The following is a 24,447-nucleotide window of genomic DNA, read 5'->3' on the forward strand; positions in this document are numbered from 1 at the left end:
GGCACCCCGACGTCGGGGTGCCGGTCGCCCGGCGTGTTTTCGGATGACGGTACGACGAGCGGCGGGCAGTGCCCGAGCCGGATGAGCCGAACGTCGGCCGGCCCATGAACGTTCGGGGGCGCACGCTGGACGCGCGCCCCTCTCGAACGTCTACGGGACGATGTTGACCAGCTTGGGCGCGCGCACGATGACCTTACGCGGCGCGCCACCGGGCAGGAACGCCTGGACCTTCTCCGACGCCAGCGCCAGCGCCTTCAGGTCCGCCTCGGAGATCTCCGGAGAGACCTCCAGCCGGTCGCGCACCTTGCCCGCGACCTGGACGACGCAGGTGACGGAGTCCTGGACGAGCAGCGCCGGATCCACCGCCGGCCAGCCCGCGACCGCGACCGAGCCGCTGTGTCCCAGCCGCTCCCAGCCCTCCTCGGCCGCGTACGGCGCGACCAGGGAGAGCATGACCGCCAGCGTCTCCGCGGCCTCCCTGACCGCGGGGTCGGCGGCGCCGGGCCCGGAGTCGATGGCCTTGCGGGCCGCGCTCGTCAGCTCCATCATCCGGGCCACCGCGACGTTGAAGCGGTGGGAGTCGACCAGCCTGGTGACCTCGTCGATCGTGCGGTGCACGACCTTGCGCAGGTTCAGGTCTCCACCTGCGAAGTCGACGCCGGGAGCGGAGGCCGCCCCCGCCTCGGCCATCACGCGGAACGCCCGGGCCAGGAACTTCTGGGACGCGGCCGGCGAGACGTCGGCCCAGTCGATGTCGTCCTCGGGCGGGCCGGCGAAGACGACGGTCAGCCTGACCGCGTCGACACCGTAGGCGTCGATCTGCTCACCCAGGTCGACGCCGTTGCCCAGCGACTTGGACATCGCCTTGCCCTGGTTGATGACCTGCCCCTGATTCAGCAGGCGGGTGAAGGGCTCGACGAAGTCGACCATCCCCATGTCGTGCAGGACCTTGGTGAAGAACCTGGCGTACAGCAGGTGCAGCACGGCGTGCTCGACACCCCCGACGTACTGGTCGATCGGGCCCCACCTGCGGACGCCCTCGACGTCGAACGGGCCGTCCTCGTAGGAGGGGTTGACATAGCGCAGGAAGTACCACGAGGAGTCGACGAAGGTGTCCATCGTGTCGGTGTCGCGCCTGGCCGGGCCGCCGCACTTGGGACAGGAGACGTTGACCCAGTCTTCGGCCGAGGCCAGCGGGGAGACCCCCTTGGGTGCCAGGGCCTCACCCCGCAGGTCGGGCAGGGTGACGGGCAACTGGTCGTCGGGGACGGGGACCTCGCCGCAGTCGGCGCAGTGGATGATCGGGATCGGGCAGCCCCAGAAGCGCTGGCGGGACAGCAGCCAGTCGCGCAGCCGGAAGTTGACCGTGAAGCGGCCGGTGCCCCGCTCGCTCAGCACCTCGATGATCTTCCGGATCGCGTCGGCCTTGGTCAGGCCGTCCAGCGGGCCGGAGTTGACCATCGCACCGTCACCGGCGGTGGCGATGCCGGTCTCACCGGGGTCGGCCAGGCCGGTGTGTACGACGACCCGTACCGGCAGGTCGAAGGCGCGGGCGAAGTCCAGGTCGCGCTGGTCGTGCGCGGGCACGGCCATGATCGCGCCATGACCGTAGTCGGACAGCACGTAGTCGGCCGCCCAGACCGGCATGCGCTCCCCGTTGACCGGGTTGATCGCGTACCGGCCCAGGAAGACGCCGGTCTTCTCCTTCTCGGTGGACAGCCGGTCGATGTCGGACAGCTTGGACACGTCGGCCCGGTAGGCCTCGAAGGCCTCGCGCCGGTCATCGGCGACGATCTCCTCGGCCAGCGGCGCGTCCGGGGCGACCACGAAGAAGGTGGCGCCGTACAGGGTGTCGGGGCGGGTGGTGTAGACGGTGACCGGCTCGTCACGGCCCTCGATCACGAAGTTGACGTCGGCGCCCTCGGATCGGCCGATCCAGTTGCGCTGCATGGTCAGCACGCGCTCGGGCCAGCCCCCCTCCAACTGGGCCATGTCGTCCAGCAGCCGGTCCGCGTAGTCAGTGATCTTGAAGTACCACTGGGTCAACTCACGGCGGACGACCTCGGCACCGCAGCGCTCACACCTGCCGTCCTTGACCTGCTCGTTGGCCAGCACGGTCTGGTCGTTGGGGCACCAGTTGACCAGGCCGCCCTTACGGTAGGCCAGGCCGCGCTCGAAGAAGCGGATGAACAGCCACTGGGTCCATTTGTAGTACTCGGCGTCGCTGGTGTGCAGGCGGCTGGACCAGTCGAAGGAGATCGCGTAGCGCTTGAAGGAGTTGGCCTGGGTCTCGATGTTGGCGTAGGTCCACTCGGCGGGGTGGGCATCGCGCTTGATCGCGGCGTTCTCCGCGGGCAGGCCGAAGGAGTCCCAGCCGATGGGGTGCAACACGTTGTAGCCGCGCTGCACCCAGTAGCGGGACACGACGTCACCGATGGCGAAAACCTCTGCGTGTCCCATGTGCAGGTCGCCCGAGGGGTAGGGGAACATGTCGAGCATGTAGCGCCGCTCACGCGGGTCGGCGGGGTCGTCGGAGGCCCGGAAGGGGTCCAGTTCCTCCCACCGGCGCTGCCACTTGACCTGCAGGGCCTGCGGGTCATAGTGCTGCTCGTCGCTCTGCATGTCGGCTCGCTCGCTCACGTCGCTTTTCCCTCGGGTATGTCTGCGTGGATGGTCTGACCCGCCTGGCCCAATGCAAAAACCCCCCGCTCACGCGGAGGGCGGCCGCATCGGCAGGGCGCTCAGGGGCGGGGAGGCCGATGCGGCCCGGTAAGCAGGCTCGCGGCACGCATAGAGCAAGACTATCGCAGCCCGCAAGGCATATTCGTGGCCTGGGGAAACAGGCCCGATCGCGGCAAACAGGAGACAGCCGTCCGAGCAGGTCGGCAGAATGAGGATTTCCGCACTCTCCGGAGCGAACGAGACCCGATGGCTATGCACCTGTTGTGACCTCGTACGTCCTTCGCGTTTACTCTTTTCACCGTGGCACATTCAGTAGAGCCGGGGCGGGGCCCGGATCCGTTGGAGGTCGGCCTGCCCATGCAGGACCCACCGACCGACCCAACCGGACTCCAGTTCAGAGGGGCGTTCTCCAGTTTCCCTGCGAGCCCCCCCGTCTCACGTGAGATCATGCCCAATACGCCTAATTCGGGCACCCACGCGGGAGGTAAGGAAAGCATGGCCTCGGAGCAGTCCAGCCAGTCCCACCTGCCTCCGGCATGGCCGGAGGCTGCCGAACCGTCACCCTCGTGGACGAACGACCCTCTTGGCACCGGCCCCCGGCTCCCCCGCCCGCAGGAGGAGCCGCAGAGCGGCAACGGCTCCTGGCAGACCTCGCCCGGCGGGGGGCAGCGAGTCTCCGACCCGCAGGCCGGTTCGCCCGGCCAGACCTCCCCGGGCGGCGGCTGGGCACAGGCCTCCGACCCGCAGAACAACGGCTGGGCACAGGCGTCGACCCCGCAGAACGACAGCTGGGCGCAGGCCGTGGCTCCCCAGAACGACAGCTGGGCACAGGCGCCGGCCCCGCAGAACGATGGTTGGGCACAGGCATTGGCTCCCCAGAACGACAGCTGGGCACAGGCCTCCGACCCGCAGAACAACGGCTGGGCACAGGCGTCGACCCCGCAGAACGACAGCTGGGCACAGACCTCCCCCGGCGATGGCTGGGCACAGGCCTCGAGCCCGCAGAACGACAGTTGGGGGCAGGCTTTCAGCCCGCGGAACGACAACTGGGCACAGGCGTCCGGCCCGCAGGGCGGCGGCGACCCGCACCAGACCTCCCCCGGCAACGGGTGGCCGCAGCCCACCTCGTCACAGGGCGGCGGCTGGTCACAGACGTCCGGCCCGCAGGGCGGCGCCGACGACCACAATCCGTCCTCTCCCGGCAACGGGTGGCCACAATCCATCCCCACTCCCCAGTCGGACCCTCGGGGCCAGGCCTCCCCGGGCGGCAACGGCTGGGCACAGGCCACCGCGCCCTCGCACGACGGCTGGGCGCAGGCGTCCACCCCGCAGAACGACGGCCGGACGCACCCGTCAGGCCCGCAGGGGGACGCGCGCGGGCAGCAGGCTCCCGGCGGGAGTGAGGCGTGGCAGGCCGCACCGCCGCGCGACGCCTCCGGCCGCCCTCCGGCTCAGCCGGTGGAGAACAGCGTGTGGCCGCCCACTCCGCCGGCGGAGAACGCCGGCTGGCCGCCCACCCCTCCGGCGTCCGGCACCGCCTGGCCGCCCGCTCCCCCCATGGGAAACCAGGGTTTCGCCGAGGCACAGACCTCGACGTTCCCCTCCTCCTGGGCCGGTCCTCCCGCCGAGGGCCCCGCCGCTCACTTCGGCGACGCCTCCGCGGGCACCGTCCCCCCGGACGGGGGCGGTGGAAACGGCGCCGGAAACGCGCGGCGCAGCTACGGCGTGCCGGACAACCCCGCCATGTGGGCCATGGCCGCGGCGAACGCGGCGGCGGCCTCCCAGGCCCCCTCGCCCCAGGGGGCTCCCGTTCACCCCGGAGCCGCTCCCCAACCGCCACAGCCCCAGCCGGGACAGCCCGCGCATCCGGGGCAGCCCGGCCATCACCTGAGCCGCGACCCCTCCGACCCGAACAAGCCGTTCGTCACCGCCGGCCAGATCAGCGGCCCGAAGACCCCTCCGCCCGAGCGCCAGCAGGAGCTGTGGAACACGGTCTTCGGCGACAACTACCAGGCCATCGAGGACGAGGACGAGTTCGAGGAGCGGGGTCGGCCCGTCTGGATCTTCGCGCTGGCCGGATCTGTGATCATCGCGCTGGTCGGCGCGGTGCTCTGGGCGTTCCTGGCCGGGCCGCTGGCCTCCGCCGAGGAGGAGATCGCCGAGCCCAAGCCCTCGGCGGCTCCCCAGAAGACCACCAAGCCCGCCGCCATCGGTCGCCTGCCACGATTCACCGGCGATCCCTCGCCGGTGGCCGGTACGCTCACCGACCAGCCGGCGGGGATCACCCTGGCCCAGCTCGGTGCCCCGTGGCGGCAGGACCAGCGCCCCAGCGTGCCCACCACCTACGGCTTCACAACCCGCCAGTACCTCCCCGCCGGTACGGACTCCACGGGCAAAACCCAGTTCGCGCAGCTGATGTCGGGCCCGCTCTCGCCTCGTTTGAAGAGCAAGTACACCTCGCCGGAGAACCTCGCCCCGGTGATCAACGCGGTGGCCTCCACCGGTCGCAAGCGGTTCTTCCCCGAGGACAACACCGCCCGCAAGACCGCCCAGCAGACCCTGTCCGTGAACGGCCTGCCCGGCCAGCTCTCCGCGTACGAGATCACCTCGGGCGGTTCGAAGACGACCATGGTCGTGGCGGCCGTGAGCACCGGCGCCGACCTGCCGGCGATCGTCTACATGTCGGTGCCGGACAGCAGGAAGGAACTGCTCCCCGACATCAACACGGTCTTCAAGTCGATCCGCGTGCCGGGGCGGTGACCTCGCCGGTTCGAACGGCTCAGCGGGCGCACTCCATGTTCTGACCGGGCTGGAGTCGCCCGGGCCCGCCGTCCCGTCGGCGGTCTCGTTTCGCCCATCACCACCGGCGGGGTGCGGCAGGACCTCAGAAGTCGCAGTCGAGGTGCTTGATTCCGTTGATGAAGCTGGATCGCAGGCGGTCGGGCTCACCGACCGAGCGGATCGCGGGCAGGCGGGTGAACAGCTCGCGGAACATCACGGTGATCTCGCGGCGGGCCAGGTGGGCACCGAGGCAGAAGTGCGGCCCGGGTCCGCCGAAGCCGACGTGCGGGCCCTCGGTGCGCAGGATGTCGAAGCGGTGCGGCTCGGTGAAGACGCTCTCGTCGCGGTTGGCCGCCCAGTAGTAGAGCAGGACCTTATCACCCTCGCGGTAGAGGTGACCGTTCATCTCGTGGTCACGGGTGAGGCTGCGGCGCATCCAGGCGACGGGCGAGGCGAGGCGGACGATCTCCTCGACGGCGCCGGGCAGGCGCCCGTCGAGATCCTCGAGCAGCAGGGCCCGCTGGTCGGGGTTCTCGGTGAACAGGTGCAGGCCGTGCGAGATGGCGTTGCGGGTGGTCTCGTTGCCCGCCACCACCAGCAGGATGAAGAACGAACCGAGCTCCTGCATCGTCAGCTTCTCGCCGTCGATGTTGGCGCTGGTCAGAGAGGTGGTGAGGTTCTCTCCGCCCTCGGCGGCCAGGGAGACGACGAGGTCCTGGAGCCGCTGCCCCGCACCGAGGAGCGACTCGGCCGCGAGGCTGATGTCGGCGATGAACTCGGGGTCGCCGCCCGACAGGATGATGCTCGTGGCGTCGAAGACCGTCTGGTAGTGCTCGGGGCCGATACCCATCATGTCGCAGATGATCTTCAGGGGCAGCTTGGCGGCCACCTCGGTCACGAAGTCACAGCCGGGCCCCCTGGCGATCAGCTCGTCCACGATCCGCACGGCGGTCGCCTCGACGTCGGCCTCGAACTGCTTGATCATCTTCGGCGTGAATGCCCGGGAGACGATCCGGCGGAGCCTCGCGTGCCGGGGATCGTCCATGCTGATCATCGAGCCGAAGTACTCGCTGAAGTCGGGGCCGAGGTCCTGGATGGACGTCGCCCCCCGGCCCGAGGAGAAGATCTCGGGGTGGCGGCTGGCCTCGGTGATGTCCGCGTGCCGGACCAGGGCGTAGTAACCGGGGCCGGGAGGCATGAAGGAGATCACCGGCTCGGCGAACAGGATCGGGCCCGGCTGCGCGCGGAGCACCGCGAAGGCGGCCTCCCGTTCGGCCATCGGACGCTCCCAGAAAGCGATGTCCGACAGGTCGATGTCCGCGAGTGAAACCGTCACGCCAGCCTCCACTAGAATCCTATTCGGTTTTACCGATCCTGTCACAGGATCCTCAGCGCAACCACTTGAGAACGATGTCGTTGACTTCCCTGGGCCGTTCCAGATGCAGGAAGTGCCCTGCCTGGAGAACATGCTCCACCCTGGAGCCCGGCGGAAGGAAGGCCGCGGCCTGATCGACCTGCTCCATCCCCAGGCAGCCGTCACGGACCCCGTGCAGGTAGAGGATCGGAACCTGCCCGCCGGTCGCGGACTGCTCGGCGGTGTAGCGGCCGGTGGAGGCCACCGTGCCGAGCATCGCCCGGTAGTAGCCGATCGCGGCGGCGAGATTCTCCGGGGAGCCCAGGGCGCGCCGTACGAACGTGACGTCCTCGGCCGCGTCGTAGCCCGGCGACCAGTCGCGCCACAGTCCCTCGATGAACCCGTCCCGCGACAGGGCGGCCTCGGCGAGCCCGGTCTGGAAGAGGAAGATGTAGAACGACCGCTTGAGCTGCTCGTAGTCGAGGAAGGCAGCCAGCATCGCGCCCATCGGGGGCACCGCCATCGCGACCGCCCTGCGCCAGCGCTCCGGGGCGAAGGCGGTGGCGCCGTAGACGGGGAAGGCGCCCCAGTCGTGGCCGATGAGCACGGCGTCGCCGTCGCCGCCGAGCGCCTCGTGCAGCGCGCAGGCGTCGGCGACCAGCGCCCCGCCCTCGTAGGCGCCGTCGGCGGGGATCGAGGTGGGCGCGTAGCCGCGCATGAACGGCGCGACCGCGCGGTAGCCACGCCCGGCGAGCTCGGGCAGCAGATGCCGCCAGGTGTGCGCGGTGTCGGGGAAGCCGTGCAGGCAGAGTGCGAGCGGCCCCTCCCCCGCCGACAGGTACGCGAACTCGACGCCATTGGCGGTGACGGTGCTGATGTCCATGAGGCGGAACCTAGCATTCGCTTGGCCGACGCGGCGGTGATCGCCCCACCCCCTCGCCCGGCGCCGGCGGTCAGGTCGTGTACGGCAGGTGCTTGACCCCGTTGATGAAGTTGGAGAGCAGATAGGAGGGCTCACCGGCCGAACGGATCTCGGGCAGGCGGGTGAACAGCTCGCGGAACATCACCGTGACCTCCCGGCGGGCCAGGTGGGCGCCCAGGCAGTAGTGGGGGCCGGGGCCGCCGAAGCCCACGTGCGGGTTGGGGTGGCGGGTGATGTCGAAGGCGTCGGGATCGGTGAAGACGCTCTCGTCGCGGTTGGCGGAGTTGTAGAAGAGCAGGACCTTGTCGCCCTTGCGGTACTGCTGCCCGTTCATCTCGTGGTCGCGAGTGACCGTACGGCGGAACTGGATGACCGGGGTGGAGTAACGGATGATCTCCTCCACCGCGCCGGGAATGTGCTTTTCGAAGTCGCCGACGAGCAGTTCGCGCTGCCCGGGATTGTCGGTGAGCAGCTTGAGGCCGTGCGAGATGGCGTTGCGGGTGGTCTCGCTTCCGGCGACCACCAGCAGGATGAAGAACGAGCCGAGCTCCTGCGGGGTGAGGTGCTCATCGCCGTTGACCAGCATGCTGGTCAGGTCGCCCGTGGAGGCGCCCCGGCGCTCGCGGCCGAGCCTGGCCGCCAGCCTGCTCAGCTCGCGCCCGGCGGCCAGTAGCTTGACCAGGCCCCGGGCCACGTTCCAGCGGTTCAACTCGGGATCGATCCCGGTGTACTCGGAGTCGGCGTTGCCCAGGATGATGTTGGTCGCGCGCAGGACCCGGTGATGGAACTCCGGTGGGATGCCCATCATGTCGCAGATGACCTCGACGGGCAGCCGGGCGGCCACCTGGGTGACGAAGTCACCCGGCCCCTCGGCGATCGCCTCGTCCACGATCCGGGTCGCCGCCCGCTGCAGGTCCTCCTCCATCTTCGCCAGGACCCTGGGGGTGAAGGCCCTGGAGACGATGCGGCGGAGTCTGGCGTGCCGGGGGTCGTCCATGTTGATCATCGAGCCGAAGTACACCGCCAGCCAGCGGGGCATGTCGGCGATGCTGTTGGCGGTCGGCTCGCTGCTGAACACCCCGGCGTTCCTGCTGGCCTCGGAGACGTCGGCGTGCCGCACCAGGGCGTAGTAGCCGGCCCCGTGCCCGATGAAGGGGATCTTGTTCTCCTTCGTGAACACCGGCCGGTCCAGCGCGCGGAGACGCCGGAATGCCTCCATGCGCTCCCGCTGGGGAAGCCCCCAGAACGGAATCTCCGACAGGTCGATATCCGCCATGTTCACGGTCATTGCCCTAGATTCATGCAAGTACTTACTTACGTCAAGTGTGAGCCATAGCACACTTTGTGTGCTTATAGTCGGCACCCTTAGCGGTCTGCGGCGATGAGGTCGGCGGCCCTCTCGGCGATCATGACGGTGGGCGCGTGGGTATGCCCTCGGTTGATGACCGGCATGACAGAGGCGTCGACCACCCGCAGACCCGCGATCCCGCGGACCCTCAGGGCGGGGTCCACCACCGACTCGGGATCCTCACCCATCCGGCAGGTGCCGACCGGGTGGTAGAGGGTCTCGCTACGCTCGCGGATCCAGCGGACGAGCTCCTCGGTGCTCCTCGCCCCCCAGTACGGGTCCATCGGGGGCCCCGCGAGCGGCCGGAGCGCCTCGGTGGCGAACAGTTCCCCGGCCTTCCGCAGCCCGGCCACCTGCCGCCGGACGTCGGCCTCCGCCGTCAGGTAACCGGGATCGATCACGACGTCGCGGCCGTCCAGCGAGACGCGGCCGCGGCTCTCGGGCTGGAGCAGGATCGAGGCGATGGTCAGGCCGTGGCCGGGCGGCGGGGTGAGGCCGTGGTTGACGAAGGGGCCCGGAGCGAAGATCAGCTCGATGTCGGGGGCGTGCTCCTCGGGAGAGGTGCGGATGAACGCCACGGCCTCACCGACGTTGGAGGTGAGCATGCCCCGGCGGCCGACCAGGAAGCGGAGCAGGTTGCCCGCCGACTCGGCGCCGGCGAGCGTGATCGGCTCGGGGCAGTGCAGGACGACCCCCGAGGCCAGGTGGTCCTGGAGGTTGGCGCCGACCTCGGGAAGTTCGTGGACCGGCTCGACGCCGGCGGCCCGCAGCTCGTCGGCCGGGCCGAGGCCCGACAGCATCAGCAGGTGCGGGGAGCCGATCGCCCCCGCCGACAGCACGACCTCCCTGCGCGCCCGCACCACGGTGCCACCGTCACCGTCACCGCCGCACTCCACGCCGGTCGCACGCCCGCCCTCGATGAGCACCCGGCTCACCTGCGAGGAGGTCAGCACCGTGAGGTTGGGCCGGTTGGCCGCGGGTCCGAGATAGGCGTCGGCGGAGCTCCAGCGGCGTCCCCGGTGCTGGGTGACGGGCGTCGGCGAGCAGCCCTCGTTGGAGGGGCCGTTGAGCTCCTCCAGGCGGGCGATGCCCAGTTCCTCGCAGGCCCGCAGGAAGAGTGCGGTGGCGCGGTTCGGGGAGCGCAGCTCCGAGATGTGGATCGGGCCCTCCGTGCCGTACACACCACCGCGGTTGGAGCCGGCGCGGCGCTCGATCCGGTGGAAGTAGGGCAGGACCTCGTCGTAGGACCAGCCGGGCACCCCCCAGCCGTCGTAGTCCGCGCGGTGCCCGCGTACCCACATCTGGGCGTTCATCGAGGAGGAACCGCCGAGCATCCGGCCGCGTGGCCAGTAGAGCTCCCTGCCGGAGAGCTCGGGCTGCTTGGCGGTGGTGAAGTTCCAGTCGTGTTCGGTCTTGAACAGCTTGGCGAAGCCGGCCGGCATCCGGACCTCGAGCCTCTTGTCGGAACCGCCCGCCTCGATGAGGGCGACCCTCGTGCCCGGGTCCACGGAGAGACGGTTGGCCAGCACGCACCCCGCCGACCCCGCGCCCACGATGACGTAGTCGTACTCCACGCTCACTGACCCCTCCTCGCACAGACGGTCAGCTCGCCTCCCCGTAGCGGGCTCTTATCTACTTACTCCCCCATGGTTTGCCCGTCAATTTGTAACCAAAGTTACCTACCAGTAGGTATCTAGGGACTGCCAGTATGGGCGAGTCAGAGCTCGCTCGGAGGAGGACGCACGATGCTCAACCTGTCGATCGCACTGGAGGACAGCGCCCGGGAGAACCCCGACCGCACCGCACTGGTCTTTGGTGACCTGCGGCTGCCGTACTCCCTGGTCAATACCGTCGCGAACCAGGTTGCCAACCTACTGGTCTCCAGGGGAATCGGGAAGGGCGACAAGGTCGCGCTGGCCTGCCCCAACCTGCCGTACTTCCCCTTCGTCTACTACGGCATTCTCAAGACCGGTGCCACGGTCGTGCCGCTCAACGTGCTGCTGCAGTCCAGGGAGATCGCCTACCACCTGGACGACTCCCAGGCCAAGGCGCTGTTCTGCTTCGAGGGCACTCCCGAGCTGCCGCTCGGCGAGCGGGGCAAGGCGGGCTTCGAGGGATCGTCGGCGGAGCACTTCTTCGTGCTGCCCGCCACCGCGTTCGCCACCGAGTCCGAGTACGGCGAGACGCTCTGGGCGGCGCTCGACGGCGTGTCCGGCGAGTTCGAGACCGTGCAGACCGCACCCGACGACACCGCCGTGATCCTCTACACCAGCGGCACCACCGGCCACCCCAAGGGCGCTGAGCTCAGCCATCAGAACATGCTGCTCAACGCCATGGTCTCCGATGAGATGTTCCCCCGCACCGAAAGCGGCGACGCCTACCTGGCGGTGCTGCCGCTCTTCCACTCCTTCGGGCAGACCGTCATCATGAACGCCGGTTTCCGGCGCCAGGCGACCATCGTGCTCGTGCCGCGCTTCGAGCCGGGACCCGCCCTGGAGCTGATGCGCGCCGAGAACATCACGCTGTTCGCGGGCGTGCCGACCATGTACTGGGCCATGCTGACGAAGATCCACGCCGAGGGTGACGAGGTGCCCACCTCGCTCAGGGTCGCGGTGGCCGGTGGTGCGTCCTCACCCGTCGAGGTGCTCAGGGACTTCGAGCAGACCTTCGGGATCGGGATCCTGGAGGGGTACGGCCTGTCGGAGACCTCTCCGGTGGCCAGCTTCAACCAGCTGGGCAGGCCCACCAAGCCCGGCACGATCGGCACGCCGATCTGGGGTGTGGAGATGAAGCTGGTCGACGGCGACTGGAAGACGATCGAGGGCGAGGGCCCCGGCGAGATCGCGATCCGCGGCCACAACGTGATGAAGGGCTACTACAACCGGCCCGAGGCGACCGCCGAGGTCATGAGGGACGGCTGGTTCCGCACCGGCGACATCGCCACCCGCGACGCGGACGGTTACTACGCCATCGTCGACCGGGCCAAGGACATGATCATCCGGGGTGGCTTCAATGTCTACCCGCGCGAGCTCGAAGAGGTCCTGATCACCCATCCGGAGGTCTCCCTCGCCGCGGTGGTCGGAGTCGCCCACGACTCGCACGGCGAGGAGGTCAAGGCGTACGTCATCCGCACCCCCGGCGCGACGATCACCGAGGACGAGCTCATCGCCTGGGGTAAGGAGAACATGGCCGCGTACAAGTATCCGCGGATCATCGAGTTCCGTGACGCGCTGCCGATGACCGCGACGGGCAAGATCCTCAAGCGCGAGCTGCGCTGAACGGTCCGCACCCACCTGGCCGATGAGGCCACGGCGGCGGGGCCGGGTTCCGGGAGGCACGCGACGTGCCGTCCCGGAACCCGGTCCCAAGGTGTCAGGCCGGGTAGACCTCGAACTCGGACAGCTGCGCGGCCGGCCAGCCGGTGTTGCCGGTGACGTCCAACCGGACGTACCGGGTGGACGTCGCGGGGAACGTGATCGTCACCGTGTTGCCGGAGGCCGGGTTGAAGGAGCGGCCCGCCGATCCCGCGAGCGTCGTGAACGACGCCCCGTCGACGCTGCCCTGCACCGACAGCGTCTGCGTGCGGGCCTGCCACGCCGCCGACGGCGGCAGCTTCAGCACCACCCTGCCGACCGGCACCGCCGCCCCCAGGTCGACCCGGATCCACTGCGGGAACGCGTTGTTCGGGCTCTCCCAGTAACTGTTCGCGTCACCGTCGACCGCGTTCGCCGAGCCGAGGTTCTGCGTGTGGCCGCTCTCCGACGTCGCCTTGCCCCGCGCCAGGTTGACGTTGGGGGCGGCGTCCGTGGTCACGGTCACGGTGTTCGACGGGGGCGAGACGTTGGGTACCGCGTCGTAGGCGGTGACGGTGAAGCCGTACGCCGTCGCGGGGCTCAGCCCGGTCACCGTGTGCGTGGTGCCCTGCACGGTGGCCACGACGGTGCCGTCGCGGCGCACCTGGTAGCCGGCCACCCCCACGTTGTCGGTGGAGGCCGACCACGACAGCGACACGCTGGTGGCCGTCTTCGCGGTCACGGTGAGGTTGCCCGGTGTGCTCGGCGGCTGCGTGTCGCCGCCGGTGGCGGGCCCGTACACCTCCAGTTCGCCCAGCTGTGCGGCCGGCCAGCCGGTGTTGCCGGTGACGTCCAACCGGACGTACCGGGTGGACGTCGCGGGGAACGTGATCGTCACCGTGTTGCCGGAGGCCGGGTTGAAGGAGTGGCCCGCCGATCCCGCGAGCGTCGTGAACAACGCCCCGTTGACGCTGCCCTGCACCGACAGCGTCTGCGTGCGGGCCTGCCACGCCGCCGACGGCGGCAGCTTCAGCACCACCCTGCCGACCGGCACCGCCGCCCCCAGGTCGACCTGGATCCACTGCGGGAACGCGTTGTTCGGGCTCTCCCAGTAGGTGTTCGGATCACCGTCGACCGCGTTCGGCGGGATGAAGTTCATGTTGTGGCTGCTCGCCGTCACCGCCTTGCCCCGCGCCAGGTTGTCGCCGCCCCCGCCGGACACCACGGGTGGGGTGGGGCGGGTGGCGGTGAGGGCGATCTGGCCCTTGAGCATTCTGCCGCCGTCGCCGGTCAGGCGCAGGTAGTAGTCGGCCGAGCAGGCGGTACCGTCCTCGTCGAGGGCGAGCATGCCGGAGTTGGCCGGGACGCTCGCGAGGGTTTCGGCGGTTTTGGCGATCTGGTTGCCCTCGTTGTACTCGTCGAACATGGAGATGTAGATGCCCTGGGCGCCGACGCGGACCATGTTGTAGAACTGGCGCCACATGAAGTCGCCGTGGCGGCGCTGGCGGGTGGTGATGTCTCCGGGCAGGACGCAGGGCTGGTAGTCGATGCCGTGGGCGTCGCAGTCGGCTTGGTCGGGGAGGTTGACGTTGGTGTAGAAGTTGTCGACCTCGGCGATGGTGCTGATACGGCCGACCATCCAGGGGGAGATCATGTGGAAGGCGTGGTAGACGTCCAGGAAGCCGGGGCGGGAGTCTTCGACGCCGCGGCGCCAGTGGGTGGGCACGCCGCCCATGACGTAGCAGCCCTGGTTCTTGAACCAGTTGACGACCTCCAGGCAGGGGGCCGGCGCCCAGGGGCGTTTGGGGTCGTCGAAGCCGAATCCCCAGATGCCGACGACGGGTTTGCCGTTCTGCATGGCGTACGCCGGTGAGGTGGTGTGGGCTTTCATTTTGTTGAGCCAGTCGGTTTTGATCTCCGGCTGCATGTTGGTCCAGTCGGTGACGTCGTACATGATGTAGTACTTGCGGCCGTTGGCCTCGGCGGCGGTGCGGACTTTGGCGGCCATGGCGTCGCGGGTGGGGCCTTCGCCGCCCATGGGGTTGAAGCGTTGCAGGGCGGCGGTGTCGATGTTGTTCTCACGCATCCAGCGGAAGTGGGTGTCGACGGTCTGCTGGTCGTAGGAGGAGAACAGGGTGGCGGGCCGGCCATTGTTGAGGTTGGCGTACGCGGTGGGGTAGGTGTTGGTGTATTCGCGCATGTCGGGCCAGGCGACGATGGTGGTGTTGGAGGGGGAGGGGCTCTGACTCATGTCGTCGCTCCAGTGCCACCAGCCGTTGATCGGGGCGCTGTCGCCCTTGCAGGCGAACCAGCCCTGGTAGCCGACGGTGATCTTCCCGACCACGTCCCCGACGGGGCTGTCGGCGCGGGCCGCGCTGCCCAGCGCGGACAGTAGCTGCGACGACGACACCGCGGCGAGAGCGGACCCGGGCACCACGGAGGTCATGAACCTCCGACGCGAGACGGCCACGTGAACTCCTTTCGTCCGGAGCGGCCATCCGTGCTTCACCGCTCCATCCGGGGGGCGGGGGGTGCCGTGCCGGTGGGCCTGCGCGTTCGGCCGGCGCTCCCCCGCGTGTCACGGAGGGAGCGGGGCCTGACCGGGCGACGGCGGCGGACCCCGGCTCACGACACGGAGATCGGTCGCCGGGTCGGCCGGGGCAAGGAGCACCGCGGCCGGCTCCCTCCTGCCCGGACACGTTCCGGGCAGGAGGGAGCCGCACACCAGGGGCACGGGGCGGCACGCGTCGTCCCCGGCGCGACAGCGGTCCGCTTGCGTCATCCTGACAGGACGAGATACATAAACGCAATAGTCAGAAACGTTCGTGAAATCTAGCGGCATTTCTACGCAAGAATTTGCGTTCGCGACCCGCGGCCGGACCGTTCCAGGATGGGGAGCAGTCGACGAACCGGTGACCGGCGGTTTCCCAGGTGGGCTTCGGCGGCGGCCGGCTCCCCGGAGACCTCCGTGGCGAGCAGGCGGGTGAAGGCCATCGATCCCTCGTCCTACGCCACGAAGCCGTACGGCCCCCGCCGCGAGATATCCGCGACGGGGGCCGTCGGTCCGGCGTGAACGCGTCCGCGTGAGGGCCCGCGCGGATTCTCGTATAGGAACATCCCATATGAGCGTCTCCCGCGCGGGGTCCCGCGTGAGCGCGTGTCCCGGGGGATCAGGGCCAGTCGAGCGAGGGGCGGAGCGGGACGCCGGCCGTGCCGTCGTCGTTGAGCTTCACCCCGAGAACCTGGTGGAGCTGGATCTTGTTGCGTTCGAAGCCGACCACGCAGGCCGCCATGTAGAGGCGCCATACCCGTGCCGTACCCTCGCCGACCTCCTGGACCGCCTCGTCCCAGTGCTCGTCGAGGTTGGCGCACCAGTAGCGGAGGGTCTGCGCGTAGTGCTCGCGCAGGTTCTCCTCGTGCCGGATCTCGAAACCGGTGTCCTCGATCTGACGGGCCAGGTAGCCGACCGACTCCAGCTCCCCGTCGGGGAAGACGTAGCGATTGATGAAGCCGCCGGCGTTGAGGGTCTTCTCGGTGCCCGTCGGCCGGGTGATGCAGTGGTTGAGCAGCCGCCCGCCGGGGACGAGCTTGTCGTACAGGAAGCGGAAGTAGAAGGGCAGTTGCTCCTTGCCGATGTGCTCGGTCAGGCCGATCGAGCTGACGGCGTCGAAGCCCGTCTCCGGCACGTCGCGGTAGTCCATGTGACGGACCTCGGCGAGCTCGCCGAGACCGGCCTCCGCGATGGCCTTCTGCCCCCACTCGGCCTGCTGGCGCGAGAGGGTGACGCCCAGCGCCTTCACCCCGTACTCACGGGCGGCGTGGATGACCATGCCGCCCCAGCCGCAGCCGACGTCCAGCAGCCTCATCCCCGGCTTCAGGCCCAGCTTCCGGGCGACCAGCTCGAACTTGGCGTGCTGCGCCTCCTCCAGGGTGGACTCCTGCTCGGGGAAGACCGCGCAGGTGTAGGCCATGGACGGGCCGAGCACCCACGAGTAGAACTTGTTGGAGACGTCGTAGTGGTGGTGGATCGCCTCGGCGTCGCGCTGCTTGGCGTGCCTGCTGCCCATCCGGGCGAGCATGCTGCGCCGCACCTCCTGCGGAGGCGGCGGCATCCGGGTGAGCAGCGGGCGGACCCCGAGGGCTCTGACGGCCGCGAGCTTCTGCCCGACCGGGAGGTCGTTGATCGTGAGCGACCACATCCGGGAGAGCAGCGTGTACATGTCCCCTTGGACATCGAGGTGGCCGGACACGTACGCCCTGGCCAGTCCCAGCTCCCCGGGGGCCTGTGCCAGGTACGCGACGGCCGCCGGGGTCTTCACCTCGACGCTGATGTCGGAGCTGGCAGGACCGGCCTTACTTCCGTCGTAGGCGACGAAGCGTACATCCGCCTCAGGGCCCATCACCTTTTCGAAGATCTCTGCGAGCAACACAGAATCAGCCTCTCTTAACGCCCCCGAACACACTTGTCGTAGAGGTCGAGCAACCGGCCACCCCCGTCGTATGCCCGCTTGACCGGCCAATAGGCGGTTCCGTTATAAAACCGCCAGAATTCATCCTCTGGGTAGAACGAGGTGGAGTACAGCGATTTATGGCCGTCCAGTTCGTGGACCCGGTTCTCGATGAGACGGTTGTGGTAACCGTCGAACTGCCCCCTGGGCAACGGGACCGTTCCCCAGAAGCCGAAATTGACGTACAGCCGGCCGGGCTCCAGCGGATAGAGCGGCCACTCGCCGGTGGACCTCAGCGGGCACATCCAGACCGGCGCCATCCCGACCTTGTCGTGGAAGAAACTCAGGAACTCGGCACCGCGCTCGACGGGCACCTCGATGTCCTGGATGACCGACTCCTGCACCGGCAGGTCGCGCCAGCGGTCGATCCTGGCGATCACCCCGTACTTGCGGTCAAGGCCCACGAGCTTGCGGTAGACGTCCGAGCGCATCCACTTACGCGGCATCAGGGAGCGCACCAGCGCGGTCTGCACGCCGAAGGCGCGCGAGCACCAGAACCAGTCGGTGTCCCAGCGCCACAGGTAGTCGCGGACGGTCAGCCAGTCGCGGGTCCTGGTCTGGATCGACCGGTAGTAGATGCGCATCCCGGTGTAGTCGGACAGGTACGGAGCACGCTCGGCGAAGCGTCCCACGGTGATGTAGAGCTCGCCCGGACCGAAGAACGTGCCGTCCACGAAGTCGACGCGCTCGCCCTCGTACTCGCCGCTTTCACAGATCTCGCGCATCGCGAGCATGCACTTGTCGGCGTCCCCGAACGGGATGTGGGTCAGCCTGACGTACGGCTGGACGGGCTTGAGCTTGATCCGGATCCGCAGGGCGTAGCCAAGCGTGCCGTAGGAGTTGGGGAACGCCCGGAACAGGTCGCGGTGCTCGTTGTCGTCACGGGCCACGACGATCCTTCCGTCGCCGGTGAGGATCTCCAGCTCCTCCACCGACTCGTGCGGCAACCCGTCCCTGAAACTGGTGGACTCGATGCCGAGCCCCGTCACCGCCCCGCCCAGCGTGATCGTCTTCAGCTGCGGCACCACGTACGGCATGAGCCCGTGGGCGAGCGTGGCGTCCACCAGGTGCTCGTAGGTGGTCATCCCCTGGACCTCGGCGGTCATCGTCTCCGGATCGACCGCGATGACCTGGTCCAGGTCCCTGGCGGAAAGCTTCGCCGACCGGGCACCCTCTCTGAAGCGGAACAGGTTCGTGGTGGCCTTGGAGAGCCGGGGCACCGCGTCGCCGGGAATGGCGGCGTAGGAATCCCTGATCTGCTCCACCGCTTGCCGGTGCGCCGACATTTCTGTCATCTGTCGCACGGTAATCACCCCCATGACCATCGTTGGAAAGATCGCCCCTAGGCACGTTATATCTCGGATGTCTCCGGAGCCAGGCGGGGCGCGTTAAACACTGGAAAACTCTACGACTGCCCTTCCAGGAACCTGCGGCCGACCACCGGATCAACCCCGTTGACCACGTTCGTCACCGGGCGGCCGTCGATCGCGGCCTCCAGGTTGTCCAGCACGCAACGGATCAGGCGGCCGGTCGACTGCGGGGTCACCCCCGCCACATGCGGTGAGAGCAGGACCCTGGGACTGCTCCGTAGCGGGTCGTCCGGCGGCAGCGGCTCGGTGTCGAACACGTCGAGCGCGGCGCCGCCCAGGTGCCCCGACTCCAGGGCCGACAGCAGCGCCGCCGAGTCGACCACCTGCCCCCGGGCCGCGTTGACGAGCAGCGATCCCGCGGGCATCAGGGACGGGTCGATCAGCCTCCTGGTCCCCTCCACCAGCGGGATGACCAGGACGAGGACCTGGGAGCTCGCGACCAGCTCGGCGAGCCCCCGGTAGGTGTAGGGCACCTCGCGCGGCGTGCGCGTCCAGTAGGAGACCTCGCACCCGTGGGCGGCGAACATCCGCGCGCAGGTCTCGCCGATCGGGCCGAAACCGACGATGCCGACGCGCGAGCCGTACAGCTCGGTGGGCCCGAGATCCAGCTGCGGCCAGCGGCCGGCGCGGACCGCGGCGTCGGCCTCCATCAGCCGCCGCGACAGTGCGAGCGCGGCCGCGAAGCACCACTCGGCCACCCCTGTCGCGCTCACCCCCGCGGTGTTGGCCAGCGGCACACCGGCCTCGGCGAGCGCGGCGAGGTCGTGGCCGTCCACGCCCACCGACGGCTGCTGCACGAACGCCAGGTTCGGGGCGGACCTGACCGCCTCGGCGTCCAGGACGAGCTCGCCGCTCCAGTCACCGACCACGATCTCGGCCTCGCCGAGCGCGGCGAGCAGCGACTCCCGGTCGCGGGCCGCGGGGACCGACACCGCGACCCGGTCGCCCAGCGAGCCGAGCAGGTTGCGCACCGCCCCCTCGGGGAGCGGCGGTAGCGCGAGCACCTTCCAGGTCATGTCACTCGCCTCCGCGGGGGTGGAAACTGCCGAACACTCGGTTCATGAGGGACCGCTGGGCATCCCAGTCGTCGTCGTGGGTGGTCCAGCTGAGCAGCATGACCGTATCGCCCACCTCGATGAAACGCTGCACCTCGTGGTAGGTCACTCCAGCCGTGGCCCAGGGGGCTCCGCCGTTGTCCTTCATGCTCCAGGTGAACTCCCACTGAAGTCCGGAGCCGTAGGCCAGGGGGATCTTCGCCGTGTCCTCGGAGTGGATCTCGCTCCACTGGACCACGTTCTCCTTGACGATCTCCTGGAGGGAGGCCAGACCGTCGGCGTTCGCCTCCAGCACCTCCACCGACAGATGGGCGGCCCCGTCCCTGCGCAGCCACTGGGTGTAGCCCGTCTCGGCCGCCCAGTCGCCGTTCCAGCCGGCCGGATAGCTGATGGACCAGTTCTCCGGCGGACGGGCCCGCCACACCTTCAACCCTCCGGTGGGCACCACCGCTCTGGTCCTGGTGGGAGTGGGGGTGGGAGTGGGGGTGGGCGTCCGGGGCCTGGTCTCCTCCACCGGTTCGGGCGTCGCCTCCGCGGGGGCGGGCTCGGCGCGCGCCACCGGCTGCGATTCCGGCTGTGACATCGCCACGGCCGCGACGGCGCCACCGGCGGCCAGGAGCACGACGGCCGCCAGGACCAGTGGGATCCGGCCGCCGCTTCGCCCCCCGCCGCGCCGCCCCCCACCGCGCCGGCGGCCGGACGCGGGCGAGGTCTCGGTCTCGCGCCTGTCCCACTCCCCGGCACCGTGCGGATTCTCAGCGGTCCGTGCCGTACGGTGGATCGCCCTCTCCCCGGTGCGCCGGGCCGCGGCCGACGGGTCGTCAAGGACCTCCGCCAGCATGGCGTCGGCCTGCTGGGCGGTCAGCCGGTGAGCGGGCTCGCGCTGGAGCATGCCGGTGAGCACCGCGCGCATCTCCAGGGGCACCCTGCCGAAGTCGGGCTCCTCGGTGAGGAGCGCGCCGAGGGTGGCGATGGCGTCTCGGCGTTCGAAGGGGCCGTGCCCGACCAGTGCCGCGTAGAGGGTGGCGCCGAGCGCCCACAGGTCGGACCAGGGGCCCGCGTCGGTGCCGGTGGCGCGCTCGGGCGGCAGGAAGCTCGGCGAGCCCGTCACCATGCCGGTCTGGGTCAGCGAGGTGTCGCCCTCGATGGTGGCGATGCCGAAGTCGGAGAGCACCGCACGGCCGTCGGCCTCCAGCAGGATGTTGCTGGGCTTGACGTCGCGGTGCAGGATCCCGGCCTCGTGTGCCGCGCGCAGGGCCGAGAGGACCTGACGGCCGATGTCGGCGACCTGGCGCACCGGCAGCAGACCGACCTCGTCCAGCCCGCGGGCCCTGACCAGCTCCATGATGATCCAGGGACGACCGTCCTGCTCCGCCACGTCGTAGATCGCCACGATGCTCCGGTGGTTGAGCCGGGCCGCGGTCCTGGCCTCGCGGGAGGTACGGGTCAGCTGGAGTTGGTGCTCGGCCGGGGAGAGGTTGGGCGGCAGGAGCACCTCCTTGACGGCGACCGAGCGGTTGAGGAGGGTGTCGTAGCCCTCCCAGACGACGCCCATGCCGCCCCTGCCGAGCTCCCGCAGCAGTCGATAGCGCCCAGCGACCACCCGTTCACTGTGCGGATATGTCATCGCAAAACCCCTAGGTCCCATTCGGCGAAGGCGCAAGTTTCCCATACGCACGCGGGCACCACATGGCTCATCGCGATGTGTCTTGCCACGGAAAGCCGAATGTTGTTCTACTTGGGCGGAGGGAACGGTCACACATCACACCAAGCGCTTGCTTGTGTGCACTGTACCGGACTAGAGTCAATACCGCATCCGAGGAGAATATCGATGGAGCGCGTGACCAGGAAGGGCCCGCTGGCCGGAGTCCGCGTGCTCGAACTGGCGGGGCTGGCCCCCGGGCCGTTCGCCGGGATGATGCTCGCCGACCATGGGGCCGAGGTGCTGCGAGTCGAGCGCGCGAGCGTCGTCGCCAAGGTGGGGGACAGCCCACGCGCCGACGTGATGGACCGGGGCAAGAGAACGGTCGGCCTGGATCTGAAGTCCCCCGAGGGGGTGGCCGCGTTCAAGGAACTGGCCCGCCATGCCGACGTGGTCATCGAGGTCTTCCGGCCCGGGGTCGCCGAACGCCTCGGCATCGGCCCCGACGACCTGCACGCGATCAACCCGCGCCTGGTCTACGGGCGGATGACCGGCTGGGGCCAGGACGGCCCGCTCGCGCCGACCGCCGGGCACGACATCGACTACATCGCCGTCTCCGGCGTGCTGTCGATGCTCGGCCGCGACGGCGAGCGCCCCACTCCGCCGATCAACATCCTCGGCGACTTCGCCGGGGGCGGCCTCATGCTCGCGTACGGCGTGCTGCTCGCGCTGATCGAGCGGGAGCGGACCGGTGAGGGCCGGGTGATCGACGCCGCCATGGTGGACGGCGCGGCGACGTTGTTCGCGATGTTCTACCACGGGGTGCAGACCGGCTTCTGGGGCCCGCGCGGCACGAACCTGCTCGACACCGGCGCGCCGATGTACGACACCTACGAGACCTCCGACGGCGGACATCTGGCCGTCGGCCCGTTGGAACCGCAGTTCTGGGCGGAGATGGTCAAACTGATGGGGCTTGAGGACCTGCCCGACCGCAACGACAGGAAGCAGTGGCCCGCGCTTCGCGAGCGGCTGGCCGAGGCCTTCCGATCAAGGACCCGCGCCGAGTGGGAGGCGGTCTTCGACGGCTCCGACGCGTGCGTCTCCCCCGTCCTGGAGGTGGGCGAGGCCGCCGAGTATCCGCACAACAAGGCCAGGGGCACGTTCGTCGAGGTCGGCGGCATCCGGCAGCCCGCCCCCGCGCCGCGCCTGCTCGGCGTGGCGGAGCAGGACCTCTCCCCCGCCACCCGGCTGGCGGATCTGACCTCCTGGGGCCTGTCCGACGAGGCCGCGGCCGAGCTGCGCGAAGCGGGGGTGCTGGCCTGATGGACGTCTTCGAGGCTCTCTACACGACCAGGGCGATGCGCCGGGTCAAGCCGGACCCGATCCCCGAGGAGGTCCAGCGGAGCATCCTGGACGCCGCGGTCCGCGCGCCCAGCGGCGGCAACGTACAGAGCTGGCGCTTCCTGCTGGTCGACGACCTCGCGGTGAAGGAGCGGCTCGGGCCGCTCTACCGGAACGCGCTCGGACAGCTCTTCGAGGGCCACTACCGTCCGATGCGGGAGAGAGCCGAGGCCGAGGGCGACACCCGGACGCTCAGCGTCCTGAACTCGGCGAAGCACCTGGCCGACCACTTCGAGGGCTACCCGCTGCTCCTGTTCGCGTTCAACCGCAACGACCCGTCCGGCGGCTCGATCTTCCCCGCGGTGTGGAACGCGCAGCTGGCCGCCCGCGCCCACGGCGTGGGCAGCGCGCTGACCAGCGTGCTCGGCCTCTTTCACGCGGAGGAGACGCTGCGGGTGCTCGGCGTGCCCGAGGGCAAGGGCTGGACCCTGGCCGCCACGGTCACCTTCGGCTACCCGACCGGACGATGGGGCGTCGCGCCCCGCCGCCCGGTGCACGAGGTGAGCTACCGCAACCAATGGGGCCAGGACGTGGGCTTCGAGATTTCCGAACCCCTGTGGAGGCCGGCGGACTGAGCCCCGGCGGCGCGGGGCCGCCCATCCGACGACGGCACGACCTCGCCCGGACGCGTTGGCGCGACCGATCGGGCGGCTCGGCACAATCACCCGATGTTCCGGAGCTGACCATGCTTGATCACGCCATTCACACCGCGGCGGGCGCCGGTGGCCCCGCCTCCCTCCCGGGACGCCTCGAAGGGCTAGGGAGGGATCTTCGATGACCAGCCCGTTCTCAGAGGTGGGCCAGGAGATCGGGCGCCGCGTCGCGGCGGCGCCCGCGTCTCCCGAGTCACCCGGTGCCGCCGGGATCGATCTGCTCGACGGCGACATGTACGCCGGCGCCCCTGGACCGGTGTACGCCTGGCTGCGCGAGCACGCGCCGGTCTATCACGACGCGGAGAACGCACTGTGGGGCGTCTCCCGGCACGCCGACATCTCGGCGATCGAGCGCGATCCGAAACTGTGGTCCAACGCGGGCGGCTACCGGCCGCAACTCCCCAGCGACCCGTCGATGATCGGGATGGACGACCCGGAACACGCCGAACGCCGACGCCTGGTCTACCGGCGCTTCACCCCGCGCCACGTGGCGGAGCGGTACGCCGGCCGGATACGCGCCGTCGTCACCGAACTCATCGACGAGGCGCTGGAGAGGCGTGCCGTGGACGCCGTGCCCGCGCTGGCCGCGCCGCTGCCGGGCCGGATGATCGGCTGGCTGCTCGGCTTCCCCGAGGAACGCTGGCCGGAGCTGGTGCACTGGTCGGAGACGACGGTCGCGGCCGGGGGCGGCCTGCGCTATGTCACTCATGAGGCCGCCGTCGCCGCCGGGGAGTTCGCCACCGCCGTCCTGGAGCTGGCCGCCGAGCGGCGCGGCTGCCCGCGCGACGACCTGACGTCGATCTGGAGCCGGGAGGCCGGCTACGACGACGACCACCTGGCCAACGAGGCGCTGCTGCTGCTCGACGGCGGCGCCGAGACCACCAGGACCGTCATCGCCACCGCCATCGGCGCGCTGATCGACCACCCCGAGCAGTGGCGGATGCTGCGCGAGGACCCCTCGCTGATCGGGAACGCCGTCGAGGAGTTCATCCGCTGGACCACCCCGATCCTCAACATGTGCCGGAGCGCCACCCGTGACACGATCCTGCACGGCCGGCGGATCCCCGCGGGCGGTCAGGTCCTGCTGATGTACGGCTCCGCCAACCGGGACCCCTCGGTCTTCACGGACCCGGACGTCTTCGATGTGACCCGTCCCGGTGGCGGCCACATCGCCTTCGGTCTCGGCACCCACTTCTGCCTGGGGGCGGCACTGGCCCGGCTGGAACTGCGGATCTTCTTCGAGGAGTTCGTCCGCCGGATCGGTTCGGCCGCCCGGGCGGACGAGCGGGGCCCGCGCATCCTGCCCAACGCCTTCGTCCGGGGGGTCACCTCCTTCCCGATCGTCCTGGAACCCCGCTGAACGCGCGCCCCCGGTGGCCGTCTCCTTTCCAGCCGTCCTGAAACCCCGCTGAACACGCCTCCCCGCCCACCGGCCCGA

General features: G+C 69.8%; 15 protein-coding genes. 5 read left to right on the forward strand and 10 right to left on the reverse strand.

The window, feature by feature from the left end; genetic code table 11:
• Positions 1-150 precede the first annotated feature (150 nt).
• Positions 151-2,622 carry a leucine--tRNA ligase gene (leuS, locus tag ABZU75_RS25320; RefSeq protein ID WP_355558934.1) on the reverse strand — a complete coding sequence of 824 codons (2,472 nt, stop codon included), beginning with the start codon at positions 2,620-2,622 and terminating at the stop codon, positions 151-153.
• Positions 2,623-3,177: 555 nt separating this feature from the next.
• Between leuS and ABZU75_RS25325 the strand changes: the two genes are divergently transcribed.
• Positions 3,178-5,442: a hypothetical protein gene (locus ABZU75_RS25325; protein WP_355558860.1), complete on the forward strand. Its 2,265-nt coding sequence runs from the start codon at positions 3,178-3,180 to the stop codon at positions 5,440-5,442.
• Positions 5,443-5,566: 124 nt separating this feature from the next.
• Here the strand turns inward: ABZU75_RS25325 and ABZU75_RS25330 are convergent, their stop codons facing one another.
• The 4 genes from ABZU75_RS25330 to ABZU75_RS25345 all read right to left on the reverse strand — a co-directional run bounded on the left by ABZU75_RS25330 (position 5,567) and on the right by ABZU75_RS25345 (position 10,667).
• Complete coding sequence (locus ABZU75_RS25330; RefSeq protein WP_355558937.1) at positions 5,567-6,742, reverse strand: cytochrome P450; 1,176 nt, start codon at positions 6,740-6,742, stop codon at positions 5,567-5,569.
• A 109-nt stretch (positions 6,743-6,851) separates the two neighbouring features.
• Positions 6,852-7,700, reverse strand: coding sequence for an alpha/beta hydrolase (locus ABZU75_RS25335; protein ID WP_355558863.1), 849 nt, complete (start codon positions 7,698-7,700; stop codon positions 6,852-6,854).
• Between the two features lie 70 nt (positions 7,701-7,770).
• The gene (locus ABZU75_RS25340) at positions 7,771-9,027 is read right to left on the reverse strand and encodes a cytochrome P450 (RefSeq protein WP_355558866.1); all 1,257 of its coding nucleotides are present in this window, start codon (positions 9,025-9,027) and stop codon (positions 7,771-7,773) included.
• A gap of 77 nt (positions 9,028-9,104) precedes the next feature.
• On the reverse strand, positions 9,105-10,667 hold the full coding sequence (locus tag ABZU75_RS25345) for a GMC family oxidoreductase N-terminal domain-containing protein (RefSeq protein ID WP_355558869.1): 1,563 nt from the start codon (positions 10,665-10,667) through the stop codon (positions 9,105-9,107).
• A gap of 165 nt (positions 10,668-10,832) precedes the next feature.
• Between ABZU75_RS25345 and ABZU75_RS25350 the strand changes: the two genes are divergently transcribed.
• On the forward strand, positions 10,833-12,365 hold the full coding sequence (locus tag ABZU75_RS25350) for a long-chain fatty acid--CoA ligase (protein WP_355558871.1): 1,533 nt from the start codon (positions 10,833-10,835) through the stop codon (positions 12,363-12,365).
• Between the two features lie 94 nt (positions 12,366-12,459).
• Here the strand turns inward: ABZU75_RS25350 and ABZU75_RS25355 are convergent, their stop codons facing one another.
• The 5 genes from ABZU75_RS25355 to ABZU75_RS25375 all read right to left on the reverse strand — a co-directional run bounded on the left by ABZU75_RS25355 (position 12,460) and on the right by ABZU75_RS25375 (position 20,940).
• A complete protein-coding gene (locus ABZU75_RS25355; protein ID WP_355558874.1) occupies positions 12,460-14,850 on the reverse strand; it encodes a discoidin domain-containing protein in 2,391 nt (796 codons plus the stop codon).
• A gap of 700 nt (positions 14,851-15,550) precedes the next feature.
• Complete coding sequence (locus ABZU75_RS25360; RefSeq protein ID WP_355558877.1) at positions 15,551-16,810, reverse strand: cyclopropane-fatty-acyl-phospholipid synthase family protein; 1,260 nt, start codon at positions 16,808-16,810, stop codon at positions 15,551-15,553.
• A 14-nt stretch (positions 16,811-16,824) separates the two neighbouring features.
• Complete coding sequence (locus ABZU75_RS25365; RefSeq protein WP_355558880.1) at positions 16,825-18,183, reverse strand: FAD-binding oxidoreductase; 1,359 nt, start codon at positions 18,181-18,183, stop codon at positions 16,825-16,827.
• Between the two features lie 110 nt (positions 18,184-18,293).
• A complete protein-coding gene (locus ABZU75_RS25370; RefSeq protein ID WP_350964227.1) occupies positions 18,294-19,274 on the reverse strand; it encodes an NAD(P)-dependent oxidoreductase in 981 nt (326 codons plus the stop codon).
• Position 19,275: 1 nt separating this feature from the next.
• Complete coding sequence (locus tag ABZU75_RS25375) at positions 19,276-20,940, reverse strand: serine/threonine-protein kinase (RefSeq protein WP_355558883.1); 1,665 nt, start codon at positions 20,938-20,940, stop codon at positions 19,276-19,278.
• 204 nt (positions 20,941-21,144) lie between these two features.
• Between ABZU75_RS25375 and ABZU75_RS25380 the strand changes: the two genes are divergently transcribed.
• The 3 genes from ABZU75_RS25380 (at position 21,145) to ABZU75_RS25390 (ending at position 24,369) form a co-directional block, all read left to right on the forward strand.
• A complete protein-coding gene (locus ABZU75_RS25380) occupies positions 21,145-22,278 on the forward strand; it encodes a CaiB/BaiF CoA-transferase family protein (RefSeq protein WP_355558885.1) in 1,134 nt (377 codons plus the stop codon).
• Positions 22,278-22,931, forward strand: a complete 654-nt coding sequence (locus ABZU75_RS25385; protein ID WP_355558888.1) for a nitroreductase family protein — start codon at positions 22,278-22,280, stop codon at positions 22,929-22,931. The genes ABZU75_RS25380 and ABZU75_RS25385 overlap by 1 nt, the downstream gene beginning before the upstream one ends.
• 199 nt (positions 22,932-23,130) lie before the next feature.
• Positions 23,131-24,369, forward strand: a complete 1,239-nt coding sequence (locus ABZU75_RS25390) for a cytochrome P450 (protein ID WP_355558891.1) — start codon at positions 23,131-23,133, stop codon at positions 24,367-24,369.
• Positions 24,370-24,447 lie beyond the last annotated feature (78 nt).

This window comes from Streptosporangium sp. NPDC005286, from assembly GCF_040607515.1.
Lineage (GTDB): Bacteria > Actinomycetota > Actinomycetes > Streptosporangiales > Streptosporangiaceae > Streptosporangium.